Origin of the sequence: Streptococcus sp. 4094, from assembly GCF_013277125.1 — a bacterium.
In the GTDB taxonomy this organism is placed as follows: domain Bacteria; phylum Bacillota; class Bacilli; order Lactobacillales; family Streptococcaceae; genus Streptococcus.
Genome location: NZ_VMMI01000008.1, coordinates 165,809 through 185,009, shown reverse-complemented (window position 1 = coordinate 185,009; position 19,201 = coordinate 165,809). Strand labels below are relative to the sequence as shown.

General features: G+C 41.2%; 22 protein-coding genes. 21 read left to right on the top strand and 1 reads right to left on the bottom strand.

Features of this window, described 5'->3' with window-relative positions:
• Positions 1-25: 25 nt before the first annotated feature.
• The 11 genes from HT721_RS02660 (at position 26) to lepA (ending at position 11,006) form a co-directional block, all read left to right on the top strand.
• Entirely contained in the window at positions 26-1,300 is a 1,275-nt protein-coding gene (locus tag HT721_RS02660; protein ID WP_173228846.1) for a DUF2130 domain-containing protein, read from the top strand.
• Between the two features lie 11 nt (positions 1,301-1,311).
• Entirely contained in the window at positions 1,312-2,190 is an 879-nt protein-coding gene (gene truB / locus HT721_RS02655; protein WP_173228858.1) for a tRNA pseudouridine(55) synthase TruB, read from the top strand.
• Between the two features lie 109 nt (positions 2,191-2,299).
• Positions 2,300-2,938 carry a uridine kinase gene (udk, locus tag HT721_RS02650; protein ID WP_001181376.1) on the top strand — a complete coding sequence of 213 codons (639 nt, stop codon included), beginning with the start codon at positions 2,300-2,302 and terminating at the stop codon, positions 2,936-2,938.
• A 127-nt stretch (positions 2,939-3,065) separates the two neighbouring features.
• Entirely contained in the window at positions 3,066-4,406 is a 1,341-nt protein-coding gene (gene xseA, locus HT721_RS02645; RefSeq protein WP_000417481.1) for an exodeoxyribonuclease VII large subunit, read from the top strand.
• Positions 4,384-4,596, top strand: a complete 213-nt coding sequence (locus tag HT721_RS02640; protein ID WP_000043223.1) for an exodeoxyribonuclease VII small subunit — start codon at positions 4,384-4,386, stop codon at positions 4,594-4,596. Before xseA ends, HT721_RS02640 begins: the two co-directional genes overlap by 23 nt.
• Positions 4,593-5,468, top strand: a complete 876-nt coding sequence (locus HT721_RS02635) for a polyprenyl synthetase family protein (protein WP_173228844.1) — start codon at positions 4,593-4,595, stop codon at positions 5,466-5,468. The genes HT721_RS02640 and HT721_RS02635 overlap by 4 nt, the downstream gene beginning before the upstream one ends.
• Positions 5,461-6,276 (top strand): TlyA family RNA methyltransferase, encoded by an 816-nt coding sequence (locus tag HT721_RS02630; protein WP_173228842.1) that lies wholly within the window; start codon positions 5,461-5,463, stop codon positions 6,274-6,276. The genes HT721_RS02635 and HT721_RS02630 overlap by 8 nt, the downstream gene beginning before the upstream one ends.
• Complete coding sequence (locus HT721_RS02625; RefSeq protein ID WP_173228840.1) at positions 6,269-6,700, top strand: arginine repressor; 432 nt, start codon at positions 6,269-6,271, stop codon at positions 6,698-6,700. Before HT721_RS02630 ends, HT721_RS02625 begins: the two co-directional genes overlap by 8 nt.
• 6 nt (positions 6,701-6,706) lie before the next feature.
• Positions 6,707-8,374: a DNA repair protein RecN gene (recN, locus tag HT721_RS02620; protein WP_173228838.1), complete on the top strand. Its 1,668-nt coding sequence runs from the start codon at positions 6,707-6,709 to the stop codon at positions 8,372-8,374.
• A gap of 1 nt (position 8,375) precedes the next feature.
• Complete coding sequence (locus HT721_RS02615; protein ID WP_173228836.1) at positions 8,376-9,104, top strand: metallophosphoesterase family protein; 729 nt, start codon at positions 8,376-8,378, stop codon at positions 9,102-9,104.
• 78 nt (positions 9,105-9,182) lie between these two features.
• Positions 9,183-11,006: a translation elongation factor 4 gene (gene lepA / locus HT721_RS02610; protein ID WP_001047207.1), complete on the top strand. Its 1,824-nt coding sequence runs from the start codon at positions 9,183-9,185 to the stop codon at positions 11,004-11,006.
• Positions 11,007-11,086: 80 nt separating this feature from the next.
• Here the strand turns inward: lepA and HT721_RS11100 are convergent, their stop codons facing one another.
• Positions 11,087-11,284, bottom strand: a complete 198-nt coding sequence (locus HT721_RS11100; protein WP_240149949.1) for a hypothetical protein — start codon at positions 11,282-11,284, stop codon at positions 11,087-11,089.
• A 180-nt stretch (positions 11,285-11,464) separates the two neighbouring features.
• Between HT721_RS11100 and HT721_RS02600 the strand changes: the two genes are divergently transcribed.
• The 10 genes from HT721_RS02600 (at position 11,465) to HT721_RS02555 (ending at position 19,191) form a co-directional block, all read left to right on the top strand.
• Positions 11,465-11,941, top strand: coding sequence for a PTS sugar transporter subunit IIA (locus HT721_RS02600; protein WP_000522067.1), 477 nt, complete (start codon positions 11,465-11,467; stop codon positions 11,939-11,941).
• A 38-nt stretch (positions 11,942-11,979) separates the two neighbouring features.
• Positions 11,980-12,285, top strand: a complete 306-nt coding sequence (locus tag HT721_RS02595) for a PTS sugar transporter subunit IIB (RefSeq protein ID WP_000590550.1) — start codon at positions 11,980-11,982, stop codon at positions 12,283-12,285.
• Positions 12,286-12,330: 45 nt separating this feature from the next.
• On the top strand, positions 12,331-13,806 hold the full coding sequence (locus tag HT721_RS02590; RefSeq protein WP_173228834.1) for a PTS galactitol transporter subunit IIC: 1,476 nt from the start codon (positions 12,331-12,333) through the stop codon (positions 13,804-13,806).
• A gap of 25 nt (positions 13,807-13,831) precedes the next feature.
• Entirely contained in the window at positions 13,832-13,978 is a 147-nt protein-coding gene (locus tag HT721_RS02585) for a chlorohydrolase (RefSeq protein WP_082242418.1), read from the top strand.
• Positions 13,979-14,056: 78 nt separating this feature from the next.
• Positions 14,057-14,953 carry an aldose 1-epimerase family protein gene (locus tag HT721_RS02580; RefSeq protein WP_173228832.1) on the top strand — a complete coding sequence of 299 codons (897 nt, stop codon included), beginning with the start codon at positions 14,057-14,059 and terminating at the stop codon, positions 14,951-14,953.
• A gap of 156 nt (positions 14,954-15,109) precedes the next feature.
• Positions 15,110-15,535, top strand: coding sequence for a galactose-6-phosphate isomerase subunit LacA (gene lacA, locus HT721_RS02575; RefSeq protein ID WP_000029277.1), 426 nt, complete (start codon positions 15,110-15,112; stop codon positions 15,533-15,535).
• Positions 15,536-15,683: 148 nt separating this feature from the next.
• Complete coding sequence (gene lacB, locus HT721_RS02570; RefSeq protein WP_001216910.1) at positions 15,684-16,199, top strand: galactose-6-phosphate isomerase subunit LacB; 516 nt, start codon at positions 15,684-15,686, stop codon at positions 16,197-16,199.
• Between the two features lie 10 nt (positions 16,200-16,209).
• Positions 16,210-17,139, top strand: a complete 930-nt coding sequence (locus HT721_RS02565; protein WP_173228830.1) for a tagatose-6-phosphate kinase — start codon at positions 16,210-16,212, stop codon at positions 17,137-17,139.
• A gap of 1 nt (position 17,140) precedes the next feature.
• Complete coding sequence (lacD, locus tag HT721_RS02560) at positions 17,141-18,121, top strand: tagatose-bisphosphate aldolase (protein WP_001229114.1); 981 nt, start codon at positions 17,141-17,143, stop codon at positions 18,119-18,121.
• Positions 18,122-18,354: 233 nt separating this feature from the next.
• Entirely contained in the window at positions 18,355-19,191 is an 837-nt protein-coding gene (locus tag HT721_RS02555) for a transcription antiterminator (RefSeq protein WP_173228828.1), read from the top strand.
• Positions 19,192-19,201 lie beyond the last annotated feature (10 nt).

The window sequence follows — 19,201 nt, the reverse complement described above, 5'->3', positions numbered from 1 at the left end:
ACAGAAGTCTAGAAAGAGGAAGGTTATGAACGAAATCAAATGCCCCAATTGTGGGGAAGTATTTACAGTAAATGAAAGTCAGTATGCTGAACTTTTGTCCCAAGTGAGAACGGCAGAGTTTGATAAGGAATTGCACGATCGGATGAAGCAGGAACTGGCCTTGGCTGAGCAAAAGGCCATGAATGAGCAACAGACTAAACTGGCTCAAAAAGACCAAGAAATTGCGCAATTGCAGAGTCAAATTCAAAACTTTGATACAGAGAAAGAATTGGCCAAGAAAGAAGTTGAACAGACAAGCCATGAGGCTTTATTGGCTAAGGACAAGGAAGTACAAGCCTTGGAAAACCAACTGGCTACCTTGCGTTTGGAGCATGAAAATCAACTACAAAAGACTCTTTCTGACCTAGAAAAAGAACGAGATCAGGTTAAAAATCAACTTCTTTTACAAGAAAAAGAAAATGAACTTTCTCTTGCATCAGTTAAACAAAACTACGAAGCACAGCTCAAGGCAGCCAGTGAGCAGGTCGAATTTTACAAGAATTTCAAAGCCCAACAATCTACAAAAGCTATCGGGGAAAGTCTGGAACAGTATGCAGAGAGTGAGTTTAACAAGGTACGTAGTTTTGCCTTTCCAAATGCTTACTTTGAAAAGGATAACAAGGTTTCTTCGCGTGGGTCTAAGGGGGACTTTATCTTCCGTGAGTGTGATGAAAATGGGGTAGAGATTATCTCCATTATGTTTGAGATGAAGAATGAAGCTGACGGAACAGAGAAAAAGCACAAGAATGCAGATTTTTACAAGGAATTGGACAAGGATCGTCGTGAAAAGAACTGTGAATATGCCGTTTTGGTGACCATGCTTGAGGCGGATAATGATTACTTTAACACAGGGATTGTTGACGTCAGCCACGAGTATGAAAAGATGTATGTGGTCCGTCCTCAATTCTTTATCCAATTGATTGGGCTCTTGCGTAATGCGGCTCTTAGTTCACTAAAATACAAGCAAGAGTTGGCTTTGGTGCGTGAGCAAAATATTGACATCACACATTTTGAAGAAGACTTGGATGCCTTTAAACAGGCCTTTGCCAAGAACTACAACTCAGCTTCGACCAACTTTGGTAAAGCTATCGATGAAATCGACAAGGCTATCAAACGTATGGAAGAGGTTAAGAAATTCCTAACCACATCTGAAAACCAACTCCGTCTCGCAAACAATAAATTGGAAGACGTTTCAGTAAAAAAACTAACTCGAAAAAATCCAACCATGAAAGCGAAGTTTGAAGCGCTGAAGGGGGAGTGAGAAAACAAGATATGAACGGTATTATCAACTTAAAAAAAGAAGCGGGGATGACCTCGCATGATGCGGTTTTTAAACTGCGTAAGATTTTGGGAACCAAGAAAATTGGTCATGGTGGGACCTTGGATCCGGATGTAGTGGGCGTTTTGCCTATTGCGGTTGGCAAGGCGACACGCATGGTCGAGTTCATGCAGGATGAGGGCAAGGTCTATGAGGGGGAAATCACTCTTGGCTATTCAACGACGACAGAGGATGCTAGTGGGGAAGTGGTCGCAGAGACACCTGTTTTATCGCCCTTGGATGAAAAGCTTGTTGATGAAGCGATTGCGAGCTTGACTGGGCCTATTACTCAGATTCCGCCTATGTACTCTGCGGTCAAGGTCAATGGTCGCAAGCTCTATGAGTATGCGCGTGCTGGTCAGGAAGTGGAGCGCCCAGAACGTCAGGTGACCATTTATAGCTTTGAGCGGACAAGTCCGATTTCTTATGATGGCCAACTTGCAAGATTCACTTTTCGTGTGAAATGTAGCAAGGGAACTTACATCCGTACCTTATCGGTTGACTTGGGAGAAAAATTGGGCTATGCGGCTCATATGTCTCATCTGACTCGAACTAGTGCAGCTGGTTTACAGCTAGAAGATGCTCTTACCTTGGAAGAAATTGCTGCAAAAGTGGGGGCTGGCCAATTGGACTTTCTTCATCCTCTAGAGATTGGGACAGGCGACCTTGTCAAAGTTTTCCTAAGTCCAGAACAGGCTGCAGAAGTACGCTTTGGTCGTTTTATAGAGCTCGAACAAACAGAACAAGAATTGGCTGCTTTTGAAGGAGATAAATTGTTAGCCATTCTAGAAAAACGGGACAATCTCTACAAGCCAAGGAAGGTTTTTAGCTAGTCTAACTGAGGTGTAGGGAGTGTTGTTTCCCCTAGACTATCCAAATCAGACTATAAATTTTGCAAAAAATGTGATAGAATAGACGACGGATAAAAAAACGGAGGATAGCATGCAAAATAGACCAATCATTATCGGAGTGACAGGTGGTTCTGGTGGTGGTAAGACCAGTGTTTCAAGAGCCATTTTATCGCATTTTCCTGATGAAAAGATTTCCATGATTGAGCATGATTCGTACTACAAGGATCAGTCTCATTTGACCTTTGAAGAGCGTGTCAAAACCAACTACGACCATCCTTTTGCCTTTGATACAGACTTGATGATCGAGCAGATTAAGGAATTGTTGGCAGGGCGTCCGGTGGACATCCCGACTTATGACTATACAGAACATACACGGAGTAGCAAGACCTATCGTCAGGAGCCTCAAGATGTCTTTATCGTTGAGGGGATTTTGGTCTTGGAGGACAAGCGCCTGCGCGATTTGATGGATATCAAGATTTTTGTGGATACGGATGATGATGTGCGCATTATTCGTCGGATCAAGCGTGATATGGAGGAGCGTGGTCGTAGCCTTGATAGCGTTATTGACCAGTACTTAGGTGTGGTTAAACCAATGTATCACCAGTTTATCGAGCCAACCAAACGTTATGCTGATATCGTCATTCCTGAAGGGGTCAGCAATACAGTGGCTATCGACCTGTTGACAACCAAGATTGCAAAGATTTTGGAAGAAGCTCGAAACAGCAAATAATCAGATGTGGAGGCCTTGCCTCCTTTTTCTATTTTTCCCTCATAATGGTACATAAATGAAGATTTTTAGGCATATTTTTGGTATAATAATACCCATGAAAGAGCAAGAAAATGAATAGTAGGTGGAGATGGAAAAGTATTTATCGGTAACAACTTTGACCAAGTATCTGAAAATGAAATTCGATAAAGACCCTTACTTGGAACGGGTCTATTTAACTGGTCAAGTTTCCAACTTTCGTAAACGACCTACTCACCAATATTTCTCCCTAAAAGATGACCATGCAGTTATTCAAGCGACCATCTGGTCTGGGATTTATCAGAAATTAGGTTTCGACCTTGAAGAAGGGATGAAGATCAATGTAATTGGGCGTGTACAGGTCTATGAACCAAGTGGTAGCTACTCCATCATCATTGAAAAGGCTGAGCCTGATGGGGTTGGGGCGCTTGCGATTCAGTTTGAACAACTCAAGAAAAAATTGACGGAAGAAGGTCTGTTTCAAGAACGCTTCAAGCAACCTCTTCCCCAATTTTCTAAGAGAATTGGTGTAGTGACTAGCCGTAGTGGAGCCGTTATTCGAGATATTATCACGACCGTCAGCAGACGATTCCCAGGTGTCGACATTCTTCTCTATCCGACCAAGGTACAAGGTGAGGGTTCTGCGGAGGAAATTGCTCGAAATATTGCTCGTGCTAATCAACGGGACGATTTGGATTTGCTCATTATTGGTCGTGGTGGTGGTTCCATTGAGGATCTCTGGGCCTTTAACGAAGAAATTGTGGTACGGGCTATTTTTGAATCTCGCTTGCCAATCATTTCTAGTGTTGGTCATGAGACGGATGTGACCTTGGCAGATTTTGTGGCAGATCGCCGCGCTGCGACACCAACGGCGGCAGCTGAACTGGCAACACCTGTGACCAAGTTGGATTTATTAGCTCATTTACAAAATCAAGAAAAACGGATGGCAACGGCAGTTCGAAATGTGCTATCTAAGAAACAAGAAGCTTTGAAAAAATGCAGTCAGTCTGTTATCTTTAGACAACCTGAACGTTTGTATGATGGCTATTTGCAACGCTTGGATCAACTGCAACTGCGCTTAAAACAGAGTTTACGTACACGGATTTCTGATAACAAACAGATACTACAAGCAAGAATGCATCAACTGGTGCAATTATCACCTGTTACCAAAATCCAACGCTATCAAGACCGTCTAGGCCAGTTGGATAAGCTCCTCCGTAGCCAAATGGCTCTGGTTTATGATGCCAAGGTTGCTGAAGTTAAGCGACTTTCAGAAGCCTTGCTCATGTTGGATACCAGTCGAATCGTGGCGCGTGGTTATGCTATTGTCAAAAAAGAAGAGTCCGTTGTAGATTCGGTTGAGAGTTTGAAGAAAAAAGACCAAGTGACGCTTTTGATGCGAGATGGTCGAGTAGAATTAGAGGTTAAAGATGTCAAAACAAAAGAAATTTGAGGAAAATCTAGCAGAACTGGAAAGCATTGTCCAAAGTTTGGAAAATGGTGAAATTGCTCTGGAAGATGCGATTGCTGCCTTTCAAAAGGGCATGATCCTGTCAAAAGAGCTCCAAGCGACGCTGGATAAGGCTGAAAAGACCCTAGTCAAGGTCATGCAAGAAGACGGAACAGAAAGTGATTTTGAATGAAGAAGCAAGAAAAATTAGCTCTTGTTGAGTCGGTTTTGGAAGACTTTTATGGAGACCAGCAGTTTGCCTCTAGTTTGCGAGAGTCTGTTCTCTATTCTATTCATGCTGGTGGCAAGCGTATTCGGCCTTTTCTCTTGTTGGAAGTTTTGGAAGCCTTGCATATTGCGATCCAACCTGCTCATGCGCAGGTGGCTGCGGCCTTGGAAATGATTCATACAGGGAGCTTGATTCACGATGATCTTCCAGCTATGGATGATGATGATTACCGTCGGGGACGATTGACCAATCACAAGAAATTTGGTGAAGCTATGGCGATTTTGGCTGGAGATGCTTTATTCCTAGATCCTTACGCCTTGATAGCGCAGGCAGATTTGCCAAGTCAGATCAAGGTGGACTTGATTGCTAACTTATCGCTTGCGTCAGGAAGTCTGGGCATGGTAGCAGGCCAGGTTTTGGACATGGAGGGTGAACACCAGCATTTGTCTTTGGAAGAACTTCAGACCATTCATGCTAATAAGACTGGAAAACTACTAGCTTATCCCTTCCAAGCAGCTGCTATTATAGCCGAATTGGCACCTGAAATACAAGAAAAACTGAAAATTGTTGGTGAATTGATTGGTCTTGCTTTTCAAGTTCGAGATGATGTGTTAGATGTGACAGCTAGTTTTGAGGAAATCGGCAAGACACCTCAAAAGGATCTACAGGCAGAAAAGTCAACCTATCCAGCCTTGTTGGGCTTGGAAGAGGCCATTGCCTTTTGTAACCAAACTCTGGATCAAGCTAATGCCAAATTAGAAGAAATTGCCCAGCAGGTTCCCTTTGAAACAGAATCAATTGTAAGTGTAGTAGAAAGTTTGAGAATCAATGGCTAAGGAAAGAGTGGATGTACTAGCTTATAAACAGGGCTTGTTTGAAACGCGAGAACAAGCCAAGCGTGGTGTCATGGCTGGTCTAGTCGTAGCAGTTCTGAATGGAGAACGGTTTGATAAACCAGGAGAGAAAATCCCGGACGACACCGAGCTAAAACTTAAGGGTGAAAAACTCAAGTATGTCAGCCGTGGTGGCTTGAAATTAGAAAAGGCCTTGCAGGTATTTGATTTGTCAGTTGATGGAGCGACCACGATTGATATCGGTGCTTCTACTGGAGGCTTTACCGATGTCATGTTGCAGAATGGTGCTGAGTTAGTCTTTGCAGTTGATGTCGGCACCAATCAGTTGGCTTGGAAACTACGCCAAGACCCACGAGTGGTCAGCATGGAGCAGTTCAATTTTCGTTATGCAGAAAAGACTGATTTTGAAAAGGAACCGAGCTTTGCCAGTATTGACGTGAGTTTCATTTCCCTCAGTCTGATTCTTCCGGCCTTGCACCGTGTCTTGACAGATCAAGGGCAGGTCGTGACTTTAGTTAAGCCTCAGTTTGAGGCAGGTCGTGAGCAGATTGGGAAAAATGGAATCATTCGCGATGCCAAGGTGCACCAGAATGTCCTTGAATCTGTCACAGCTATGGCAGTAGAGGAAGGCTTTTCAGTCCTTGGATTGGACTTTTCTCCCATCCAAGGTGGACATGGAAATATTGAGTTTTTAGCGTATTTGAAAAAAGAAGAGTCAGCAAGCAATCAGGTTCTTGCTGAAATTGAAGAAGTAGTAGAGAGGGCGCATAGTCAATTTAAAAATGAATAAAAAAGAGAGACTTGAAAAAATTAGACGATTTGTGACAGATTATCAAATCGGTACGCAAGAAGAAATCGTAGAACATTTGAAAGAGGCGGGCATCACTGCCACTCAGGCAACGGTATCACGGGATATCAAAGAACTGGGTATTGTCAAGATTCCTTTGAGAGACAACACCTATGTCTATGAATTGCCAAAATCAATCGTAAAAAGTTTGCAACTGGCTGAAGACAATATTGAGTCAGCTGAATTGATGGACAAGATGATTAATCTCCAAGTTATTCCAGGAAATACAGCATTTGTAAAAGCTCAGTTAATCGAGACTTTTGCGGATAAGATTTTTAGCTGTTTGGCTGATGATAGTTCGATTTTAGTCATTGCCAGAACTGAAAATCTAGCTGAGGAAATCTTTGAACAAGTAAAAAATTGGTAGGTCTATATGTTACTTGAAATTTCAATAAAAAACTTTGCCATTATTGAGGCTATTTCCCTCCATTTTGAAAAGGGAATGACAGTCCTGACTGGTGAAACGGGTGCAGGGAAGTCGATTATCATTGATGCCATGAATATGATGTTGGGAGCTCGTGCGACGACAGATGTTATTCGTCATGGTGCGCCAAAGGCAGAGATAGAGGGGCTTTTCTCAGTTGAGAATAGTCGCCTTTTACAGGAAATTCTTGATGAGCAAGGTTTGGAAATGGGGGATGAAATTATCATCCGTCGAGAAATCTTGCAAAATGGTCGGAGTATCAGCCGTGTGAATGGCCAGATGGTCAATCTGTCTGTCTTGCGTGCTATTGGGCAACATCTGGTCGATATTCATGGTCAGCATGACCAAGAAGAGTTAATGCGCCCTCAACTGCATATCCAGATGTTGGATGAATTTGGTGATACGGCCTTTTGGGCCTTGAAAGAAACCTATCAAACGAGTTTTGATGCCTACCGTAAAATGCGTAAGCAGGTTCTGGAAGTCAAGAAAAACCAACAGGAACACAAGGCTCGTATTGAAATGTTGGAATTTCAAATGGCAGAGATTGAGGCAGCAAACTTGCAGGCTGGAGAAGATCTGGCTCTCAATCAAGAGCGTGATAAACTTCTCAATCATAAAAATATTGCGGATATGCTGACCAATGCCTATAGTATGTTGGACAATGAAGATTTTTCAAGTCTAGCCAATGTTCGTTCAGCCATGAATGATATGGAAAGTGTCGAAGAGTATGACCCTGAATACCGTGAAATTTCAAGCTCTTTGTCTGAGACCTACTATGTCTTAGAAGATATTAGCAAGCGTTTAGAAGCTATCATTGAGGACCTTGATTTTGATGGCAATCGTCTCATGCAGGTTGAGAATCGTTTGGACCTCCTTCATACCATTACCCGTAAGTATGGTGGGACTGTAGACGATGTCTTGCTTTATTTTGCCAAGATTACGGAAGAATACAATCTCTTGACAGGAAATAACCTTTCGTCTGAGGACACGGAAGCAGAGCTCAAGAAATTAGAAGTCAATCTTGTCGCCTTGGCAGGTCAGCTTGCATCTGCTCGTCATGACTTGGCTCAGCAGCTAGAAGCAGAGATTAAACAAGAGCTTCAAGACCTTTATATGGAAAAAGCCCAGTTTCAAGTTCGTTTTAGCAAGGGCAAATTCAGTCGTGAGGGAAATGAAATGGTTGAGTTTTACATTTCAACCAACCCTGGTGAAGACTTTAAACCTTTGGTCAAGGTTGCATCTGGCGGAGAATTGTCTCGCCTCATGCTAGCCATTAAGTCTGCCTTTTCACGTAAAGAAGGCAAGACCAGCATTGTTTTTGATGAAGTGGATACGGGAGTTTCAGGTCGTGTAGCTCAGTCCATTGCACAGAAGATTCATAAGATTGGCCAGCATGGTCAGGTTCTGGCTATTTCCCATTTGCCACAAGTGATTGCGATTGCGGATTATCAATTCTTTATTGAGAAAATTAGCAATGACCATTCAACAGTTTCGACTGTTCGTCTCTTGACGGTCGAAGAGCGAGTGGAGGAAGTTGCCAAGATGTTGGCAGGTAATGATGTGACAGAAGCAGCCCTGACGCAAGCCAGAGAATTGTTGAGAAACAGGGAGAAATAAGATGACAGACTATTATGTAATTGGAGATGTTCACGGAAAAGCTGGGATGCTGGAAGACCTTCTCAAAACATGGGACGGTCAAACCCAGTTGCTCTTTCTAGGAGATTTGATTGACCGCGGTGAGGATAGTCGCCGTGTTCTTGAAATGGTTAAGGATTTAGTGGACAATCAAGGGGCAATCTGTTTGTCAGGAAATCACGAGTATATGTTTTTGACTTGGCTTGATAACCCAGAAGAAAGCTATGACCACTATCGTCGCAATGGTGGAGATACAACCGTTAACTCTATCCTAGGTCGTCCCTTGGATGCCCCAGTTGACGGAGTAGAAGATGCCAAGCGTGTTGCCACTGAAGCAGCAGATTTGGTAGAATTTATTCGTCAAATGCCATTTGTGGTAGAGACAGACAAATATATCTTTGTTCACGCAGGTATTGATTTGACTTTGGATGATTGGCATGAAACTACAGATTACAAGAAAGTCTGGCTCAGAAAACCATTCCACGAAGCCGAAAATCATACTGGGAAAATCATTGTCTTTGGGCATACACCGGTTTATGGTTTGTTAAAGCAAGAGCGTGGTACTGCTGAGCTTTGGACTACAGAAGATGGCAAGATTGGGATGGACGGAGGAGCTGTCTATGGTGGTGTCCTTCATGGGATTGTCTTTACAGACCAAGAAATGGCAGAACACCACTTTATTGAGAATGACGGCTTTGTCGCTGAAGATTAGTACTCCTAGCAGGGTATGGTCTTGTCAAAATGTCAAAAACAATTTATAATAAATAGATACCCTGAAAGGAAGAGAATCATGAACTTAGAAGAATTGAAAAAACGACAGGAGAAGATCCGTAACTTCTCTATTATCGCCCATATTGACCACGGGAAATCGACTCTAGCAGACCGCATTTTGGAAAAGACAGAGACAGTATCCAGTCGTGAAATGCAAGCTCAACTTTTGGACAGCATGGATTTAGAGCGAGAACGTGGGATTACCATTAAACTCAATGCCATCGAGCTCAATTATACTGCAAAAGATGGGGAAACTTATATTTTCCACTTGATTGACACGCCGGGGCACGTTGACTTTACCTATGAAGTTTCGCGTTCGCTAGCTGCTTGTGAAGGAGCGATTTTGGTGGTTGATGCTGCCCAAGGGATTGAGGCTCAAACCCTTGCCAACGTTTATCTGGCTTTGGATAATGATTTGGAAATCATGCCAGTCATTAACAAGATTGACCTGCCTGCTGCAGACCCTGAGCGCGTGCGTACAGAGATTGAAGATGTCATTGGTTTGGATGCCAGTGAAGCAGTTTTGGCTTCTGCCAAGGCCGGTATTGGGATTGAAGAAATCCTTGAGCAAATCGTAGAAAAAGTACCAGCACCAACGGGTGATGTGACGGCGCCTCTTAAGGCCTTGATTTTCGACTCTGTTTATGATGCCTACCGTGGGGTTATCCTCCAAGTGCGTGTCATGGATGGAGTGGTCAAACCTGGCGATAAGATTCAGCTTATGAGCAATGGTAAGACCTTTGATGTGACAGAAGTTGGTATTTTTACTCCGAAAGCAGTTGGTCGTGATTTTCTTGCGACTGGTGACGTTGGTTATATTGCGGCTTCTATCAAGACGGTTCAGGACACTCGTGTAGGTGATACCGTTACCTTGGCAACCAATCCTGCGGCAGAGCCATTACATGGTTACAAGCAGATGAATCCTATGGTCTTTGCGGGTCTCTATCCTATCGAGTCAAACAAGTACAATGACCTTCGTGAAGCCCTTGAAAAATTGCAACTGAATGATGCTAGTCTCCAATTTGAACCAGAAACATCTCAGGCACTTGGATTTGGTTTTCGTTGTGGTTTCCTTGGACTTCTCCATATGGATGTTATCCAAGAACGTTTGGAACGTGAGTTCAACATCGACCTCATCATGACAGCTCCGTCTGTTATTTATAAGGTTAATTTGACCGACGGGGAGTCAATGGATGTGTCTAACCCATCTGAGTTCCCAGACCCAACCAAGATTGCAACCATTGAAGAGCCTTATGTCAAGGCGCAAATCATGGTACCGCAAGAGTTTGTTGGAGCAGTGATGGAGCTAGCTCAGCGTAAGCGTGGGGACTTTGTGACTATGGATTATATTGATGACAATCGTGTCAATGTTATCTATCAAATTCCGCTGGCTGAAATCGTCTTTGACTTCTTTGATAAGCTTAAGTCTTCAACTCGTGGTTATGCAAGTTTTGACTACGAATTGTCAGAGTATCGCCCTTCTAAGCTGGTCAAAATGGATATCCTTCTCAATGGAGACAAGGTGGATGCCCTTAGCTTTATCGTTCACAAGGACTTTGCTTATGAACGTGGGAAACTCATCGTTGATAAGCTCAAGAAAATTATTCCTCGCCAACAATTTGAAGTTCCAATCCAAGCAGCTATTGGACACAAGATTGTCGCTCGTACTGACATCAAGGCCCTTCGTAAAAACGTACTTGCCAAGTGTTATGGTGGTGACGTTTCTCGTAAACGTAAACTCCTTGAAAAACAAAAAGCTGGTAAGAAACGTATGAAAGCTATCGGATCGGTAGAAGTCCCACAAGAAGCCTTCCTCAGCGTCTTGAGTATGGATGAAGAATAAGTTGTCATAATTGCCTTTCCTTGTTCACAGGAAATTTATATAAGAATCAATCGTAAAGCAGGCTTAGATGGTCTGCTTTTTTAGTTTTTATACTCTTCGAAACTCTCTTCAAACCACGTCAGCGTCTCCTTGCCGTAGATATGATCACTGACTTCGTCAGTCTTATCTACAACCTCAAAACTATGTTTTGAGCTGACTTCGTCAGTTTCATCTACAACCTCAAAACAATGTTTTGAGCAACCTGCGGCTAGCTTCCTAGTTTGCTCTTTGATTTTCATTGAGTATTAGAACAGAAAAAATGCTGGTAGTATTTGTTTGTGTGTTTATTTTTATATAACAAACTATAAACACAACAAAAATATAAAAAAAGAGACAAAAATCAACAGAAAACTATTGACAACGATTTCATATAGTGTTATACTTATGGCATAAAGTTAATGGAAAGAAGGGAAAACCTTATGGGATTAGATTATTTCTTTGACAAAAACCTTGTGTTTTGCTTAGAAGCGGATAATCAAGAACATCTCTTTGATCAGGTTGCAACTTTATTGGAAGAACGAGAAATCGTGACCCCAACCTATCGTGAAGCCTTGATCACGCGTGAAAAGTCATTTCCAACTGGCTTAGATATGGAATTTTTGGGTAAGGATTTGCCGAATGTAGCTATTCCTCACACAGATATTGTTCATAATCTAGCCGAAAAAGTTGTGGTCGTTCGATTAGAGAAACCTGTGACTTTCCACAACATGATTGCGCCAGATAAGGAAGTAGAAGTATCCTTGCTCTTCTTTATCATCAATAACTCGAGTTCAAGTCAAACGAATATTCTTGCTCAGTTGATGGACTTCTTCACAGGAAATGGTCATCTTGAAGACCTATCAAAAATTTCTGAACCAGAAGCCCTCTATGCTTATATCGCTGAAGCAATCGCTTAATCTTGTCTATTAAAAATATTAAATCGGAGGAGATCCATATGATTAAAATTCTTGCTGCCTGCGGTGCAGGTGTTAACTCAAGCCACCAAATTAAAAGTGCTCTTGAAGAAGAACTTTCAAACCGCGGTTACGATGTGCACTGTGATGCAGTCATGGTCAAAGATGTTAACGAAGATCTTATCAAAGGTTATGACATCTTCACACCAATTGCTGCTACAGATCTTGGTTTTGACCCAGGTATTCCAGTTATCGAAGCTGGACCAATCTTATTCCGTATCCCAGCTATGAGTGCTCCAGTATATGATAATATTGAAGCAGCTATCAAAGAACACGGATTAAGCTAATTATCAATTTGTTAACATTCATAAATAAAAAAGGGAGGAACTGTTATGGATGCAATCTTTGACCTAATCAAAAAGGTCTTTACACCCGTCTTAGATATGGGTGGTCCTGTCATCATGTTGATCATTTTGACAATATTGGCTCTACTTTTTGGAGTGAAATTCTCCAAAGCGCTTGAAGGTGGTATCAAACTTGCCATCGCTCTTACTGGTATCGGTGCCATCATCGGTATGCTCAACACTGCTTTCTCAGCGTCGCTTGCAAAATTCGTTGAAAATACTGGTATTCAATTGAGTATTACCGACGTTGGTTGGGCACCACTTGCTACAATAACTTGGGGTTCTGCTTGGACACTATACTTCTTGCTCATCATGTTGATTGTCAACATAGTGATGCTTGCTATGAAGAAAACAGATACACTTGACGTTGATATCTTTGATATCTGGCACTTGTCTATCACAGGTCTCTTGATTAAATGGTATGCAGATAACAACGGTGTGAGCCAAGGGGTTTCACTCTTGATTGCTACAGCAGCTATCGTACTTGTTGGTGTGTTGAAAATTATCAACTCTGACTTGATGAAACCTACATTTGATGACCTTCTTAACGCACCAAGTTCATCACCAATGACATCAACTCACATGAACTACATGATGAACCCAGTTATCATGGTTTTGGATAAGATTTTTGAAAAATTCTTCCCAGGCCTTGATAAATATGACTTTGATGCTGCTAAATTGAACAAGAAAATCGGTTTCTGGGGTTCTAAATTCTTTATCGGTTTCATTCTTGGTATCGTTATCGGTATTATGGGAACTCCACATCCAATTGCAGGGGTTGCAGATGCAGATAAATGGCGTCTTGTTATCAGAGGATGGTTGTCTCTTGGTTTGACTGCCGGTGTATCTTTGGAACTCTTCTCACTTATCGGTTCATGGTTCATCGCAGCCGTAGAACCACTATCACAAGGTATTACAAACGTTGCTACTAAACGTCTTCAAGGACGTAAATTCAACATCGGTCTTGACTGGCCATTCATCGCTGGTCGTGCTGAAATCTGGGCTTGTGCTAACGTACTTGCACCAATCATGTTGATTGAAGCAGTGCTTCTTTCAAAAGTCGGAAATGGTATCTTGCCACTTGCAGGTATCATCGCTATGGGTGTTACTCCAGCTCTCTTGGTTGTAACTCGTGGTAAATTGCTCCGTATGATCATCTTCGGAACACTCTTGTTGCCACTCTTCCTTCTTTCAGGTACACTTATTGCACCATTTGCAACAGAACTTGCTAAAGGTGTAGGTGCCTTCCCAGCAGGTGTAAGCGAAACTCAATTGATCACTCACTCAACTCTTGAAGGACCAATCGAAAAACTTCTTGGTTGGACAATTGGTAACACTACAACAGGTGATATCAAAGCAATCCTTGGTGCTGTAGTCTTCCTTGTATTCTATATCGGTATCTTTGCTTGGTACAGAAAACAAATGATCAAACGTAACGAAGAGTACGCAGCAAAAGCAAAATAATGCGCTCCTATAAAATGTAAGCTCAATGAAAATCAAAGAGCAAACTAGAAAGCGAGTCGCAGGTTGCTCAAAATACAGTTTTGAGGTTGTAGATAAGACTGACGAAGTCAGTGACCATATCTACGGCAAGGCGACGCTGACGAAGTTTGAATTGGATTTTCGCAGAGTGTAAATTGTTGAAACTAGGTTGTCATACCATTAGGAGTGACAGCCTAGTTTTTTATAAACTATCAAGAAATTGGAGAAAATAATGGTAATTGAATTAAAATCAGAACAATTAAGAGTTGAATTTAACAGTTTTGGTGGGGCTCTTTCTTCTATAAAAGATGCTGAGGGACTTGAGTATTTGTGGCAAGGGGATGCTACTTATTGGAGTGGACAAGCTCCTGTTCTCTTTCCTATTTGTGGTTCATTGAGAGAGGATACAGCCGTCTATATAGATGAGAAGGGTCAGGAAAGCAAAGGAAAGATTCCTCGTCATGGTCTGGTCCGCAAGAAAGAATTTGAATTAGTTGAACAGACAGATAAGAGTGTAACTTTTGCAATTGAAGACGATGAGAATAGCTATCAAAACTATCCTTATCATTTCCGCCTAGAAATCACTTATAGCCTTACTGGCAAGACAGTACGAACTCAATACAAAATAATTAATAAAGAAACTAGCAAGGTCATGCCTTACTTTATTGGTGGACATCCAGGATTTAATTGTCCTCTGCTTGATGATGAGGTCTATGAAGATTACTATTTAGAGTTTGAGAAAGAAGAGACTTGCTCTGTTCCACGTCCTTTCCCAGAAACAGGGATGCTTGACTTTCAAGATAGAAGTCCATGGTTAGAGAATCAAAAAGAATTAGACCTAAGCCATGATCTTTTCAGCACAGATGCAGTGACTTTGGATGAATTGCAATCTCGAACAATTGCCCTTCGTTCTCGTAAACATGATAAGGGATTGAAAGTGCACTTTGCAGAGTTTCCAAACCTCATCATCTGGTCAACTTTGAACAAGGGACCTTTCATTGCCTTTGAACCATGGTCTGGCTTGTCAACATCCCTTGAAGAAGGAGATCATTTAGAAGATAAGAAGAATGTTCGTCTCTTAGAAGCCAATCAGGTTGAAGAATTAGGTTTTGAGATAGAAGTTTTATAAAAAAGTAAAAAATAAATAACAAAAACAAACACAAACTGTTGACTTTTTCAAACAATAGTAGTATATTATGTTTGTGAGGACTAATTGACTGTTTTTTAAAGACAGCCAATACACTGCTGGAATCCAGCATAGAAAAAATAAAAAGGAGTATACAATATGTCTATTGTTATCGGTGCAGATGCTGCAGGTTTGAGATTGAAAGAAGTTGTGAAAGACTTCTTAGAAAAAGAAAATTTCCACGTTGTGGATGTTACAGCTGAAGGTCAAGACTTTGTTGATGTGACTCTCGCTGTTGCTGCAGAAGTAAACAAAGAAGAACAGAACCTTGGTATCGTGATTGATGCTTACGGTGCTGGTCCATTTATGGTTGCAACTAAGATCAAAGGAATGGTTGCTGCAGAAGTATCTGACGAACGTTCAGCTTATATGACTCGTGGCCACAACAACTCACGTATGATCACTATGGGTGCACAACTTGTTGGTGATGAATTGGCTAAAAACATCGCTAAAGGATTTGTTAACGGTAAATACGACGGTGGTCGTCACCAAATTCGTGTCGACATGTTGAACAAAATGTGCTAATACTCTTCAAAAATCAAGATAATCTGTTGTCAGCTCACTTTAGCTAACCTCAGTTATGCTTGCAGCTCGCTTCCTAAGCTAATCTTGATTTTTTTTGAGTAGGGATAAATGATATTAGATTTATATAATTAATCGGAGGGAATAACTAATGAGAATTGCAATTGGATGTGACCACATCGTAACAGATGAAAAAATGGCGGTTTCAGAATTTTTGAAATCAAAAGGATATGAAGTTATTGACTTTGGTACATATGACCATACACGTACTCACTACCCAATCTTTGGTAAAAAAGTAGGTGAAGCTGTAACTAGCGGTCAAGCTGATCTTGGAGTATGTATCTGTGGTACTGGTGTTGGTATCAACAACGCTGTAAATAAAGTTCCAGGTGTTCGTTCTGCCTTGGTTCGTGATATGACAACAGCCCTTTATGCTAAAGAACAATTGAACGCCAACGTTATCGGTTTTGGTGGTAAGATTACTGGTGAATTGCTTATGTGTGATATCATCGAAGCTTTCATTCATGCTGAATACAAACCATCTGAAGAAAACAAGAAATTGATTGCGAAAATTGAACACCTTGAAAGCCACAATGCTCAACAAACAGACGCAAACTTCTTCACTGAATTCCTTGAAAAATGGGATCGCGGAGAATACCACGACTAAGAGGTGACCTATGATTTTAACAGTCACAATGAACCCATCCATTGATATTTCCTATCCCTTGGATGAGTTAAAGATTGATACTGTCAATCGTGTGGTTGATGTAACCAAAACGGCTGGTGGTAAGGGACTCAATGTTACCCGAGTACTTTCAGAATTTGGGGATTCTGTTCTTGCTACTGGTTTAGTTGGTGGTAAACTTGGTGAGTTTTTGGTTGAACATATCGATGATCAAGTAAAGAAAGATTTCTTCTCAATTCAGGGGGAAACTCGGAACTGTATCGCTATTCTTCACGGAGACAACCAAACAGAAGTTCTTGAAAAAGGTCCTGAAGTATTGGAACAGGAAGGTCAAGACTTTTTGGAACATTTCAAAAATCTTCTGGAGTCTGTTGAAGTAGTAGCTATCTCAGGTAGTTTACCCGCTGGTCTTCCAGTTGATTACTATGCGAGCTTGGTAGAACTTGCTAATCAAGCTGGCAAGCCTGTTGTCTTGGACTGCTCTGGTGCAGCACTTCAGGCGGTTCTTGAATCACCACATAAACCAACAGTCATCAAACCAAATAATGAGGAATTGTCTCAACTTCTAGGAAGAGAAGTTTCTGAGGATTTGGATGAATTAAAAGAAGTCCTTCAAGAACCTTTGTTTGCAGGGATTGAATGGATTATCGTTTCACTTGGTGCCAACGGTGCCTTTGCCAAACATGGTGACACTTTCTACAAGGTAGATATTCCTAGAATTCAGGTAGTCAACCCTGTTGGATCTGGAGATTCTACTGTAGCAGGAATTTCTTCAGGACTTCTTCACAAAGAATCGGATGCAGAATTACTCATCAAGGCAAATGTCCTTGGTATGCTCAATGCTCAAGAAAAAATGACTGGTCATGTCAACATGGCCAACTATCAAGCTCTATATGATCAATTAATAGTAAAAGAGGTATAAAATGGCTTTAACAGAACAAAAACGTGCACGCTTAGAAAAACTTTCTGATGAAAATGGTATCATCTCAGCTCTTGCATTTGACCAACGCGGTGCTTTGAAACGCCTCATGGCTCAACACCAAACAGAAGAACCAACAGTGGCTCAAATGGAAGAATTAAAAGTCTTGGTAGCAGATGAATTGACTAAATACGCTTCATCTATGCTTCTTGACCCTGAGTATGGACTTCCAGCAACTAAAGCTCTTGATGAAAAAGCTGGTCTTCTCCTTGCTTATGAAAAAACAGGTTATGACACAACAAGCACAAAACGCTTGCCAGACTGCTTGGATGTTTGGTCTGCAAAACGTATTAAAGAAGAAGGTGCAGATGCAGTTAAATTCTTGCTTTACTATGATGTAGATAGCTCAGACGAACTTAACCAAGAAAAACAAGCTTACATCGAACGTATCGGTTCTGAGTGTGTGGCTGAAGATATCCCATTCTTCCTTGAAATCCTTGCTTACGATGAAAAAATTGCTGATGCTGGTTCTGTAGAATACGCTAAAGTAAAACCACACAAAGTTATCGGTGCTATGAAAGTCTTCTCAGACCCACGTTTTAACATTGATGTCTTGAAAGTAGAAGTTCCTGTTAACATTAAATATGTTGAAGGCTTCGCTGAAGGTGAAGTAGTTTATACACGTGAAGAAGCAGCAGCCTTCTTTAAAGCCCAAGATGAAGCAACTAACTTGCCATACATCTACTTGAGTGCTGGTGTATCAGCTAAACTCTTCCAAGATACTCTTGTATTTGCCCATGAATCAGGTGCAAACTTTAACGGAGTTCTTTGTGGCCGTGCTACATGGGCTGGATCAGTTGAAGCTTACATCAAAGATGGTGAAGCAGCAGCTCGCGAATGGCTACGTACAACTGGATTTGAAAACATTGACGAACTCAACAAAGTTCTTCAAACAACAGCAACTTCATGGAAAGAACGCGTGTAAGAAAGTCCTTCTAGTTTAGGAACATGAATCTAAAAAAATTTAAAAAAAGTTGTATGTAAAGGTTTACAAAATAACTTACTTGTGCTATACTTAAATCACAAGTTAATACAAGGTGAGTGTTACTAAGTAATATTAGGCATGATCACAGGTGAATTAGAAATCGGCTGATTTTCTAGTTCATTTGTGGTCATTTTTTGTACTCATATACCTTTAAGATATAAAAGGAGGATGACATGTATCGAATTCTAAATCCAATGAATCATAATGTCTCGCTTGTCAGAAATGATAAAGGAGAAGAAGTGATTGTGATTGGTAAGGGGATTGCATTTGGAAAGAAGAAGGGAGATTTGATTGCTGAACAGCAGGTTGAGAAAATCTTTCGGATGAAGACCGAAGAGTCAAGAGAAAACTTTATGGCTCTCCTCAAAGATGTTCCGCTTGATTTTATCACAGTGACCTATGAGATCATTGATAAGCTATCAAAGAAATATCATTATCCGATTCAAGAGTATCTCTACGTAACCTTGACAGATCATATTTACTGTTCTTACCAAGCTCTAGCACAAGGAAGGTACAAGGATAGTAATCTGCCAGATATTTCTGCTAAGTATCCTGTAGCTTTTCAAATCGCAAATGAAGCTTTTGAAATTTACCGTCAGAAGCTAGCGGATCATTTTCCTAAGGACGAAATTATTCGGATTGCTTATCATTTCATTAATGCCGAAGGTGAAAATGAAGTGGAACTTGTGGAGTCGATTGATAAGAGGAAAGAAATTCTCAGGAATGTTGAAGAAGTTCTAAAGGAATATGCAATTCAACGAACTAAAGAGAATAACCATTTCTATGATCGCTTTATGATCCATTTGAATTATTTCTTGGATTATTTAGATCGCTCCAGAGATGATAACCAATCACTTCTGGACATGGAAGACCATATCAAGCAATCCTATCCAAAAGCGTTCGAGATTGGCTCCAAGATCTATGATGTGATTACGCAACATACGGGTCTTGATTTGTATAAAAGTGAACGAGTTTATCTAGTTCTACATATCCAACGTTTATTGTCATAAAAATTTATTT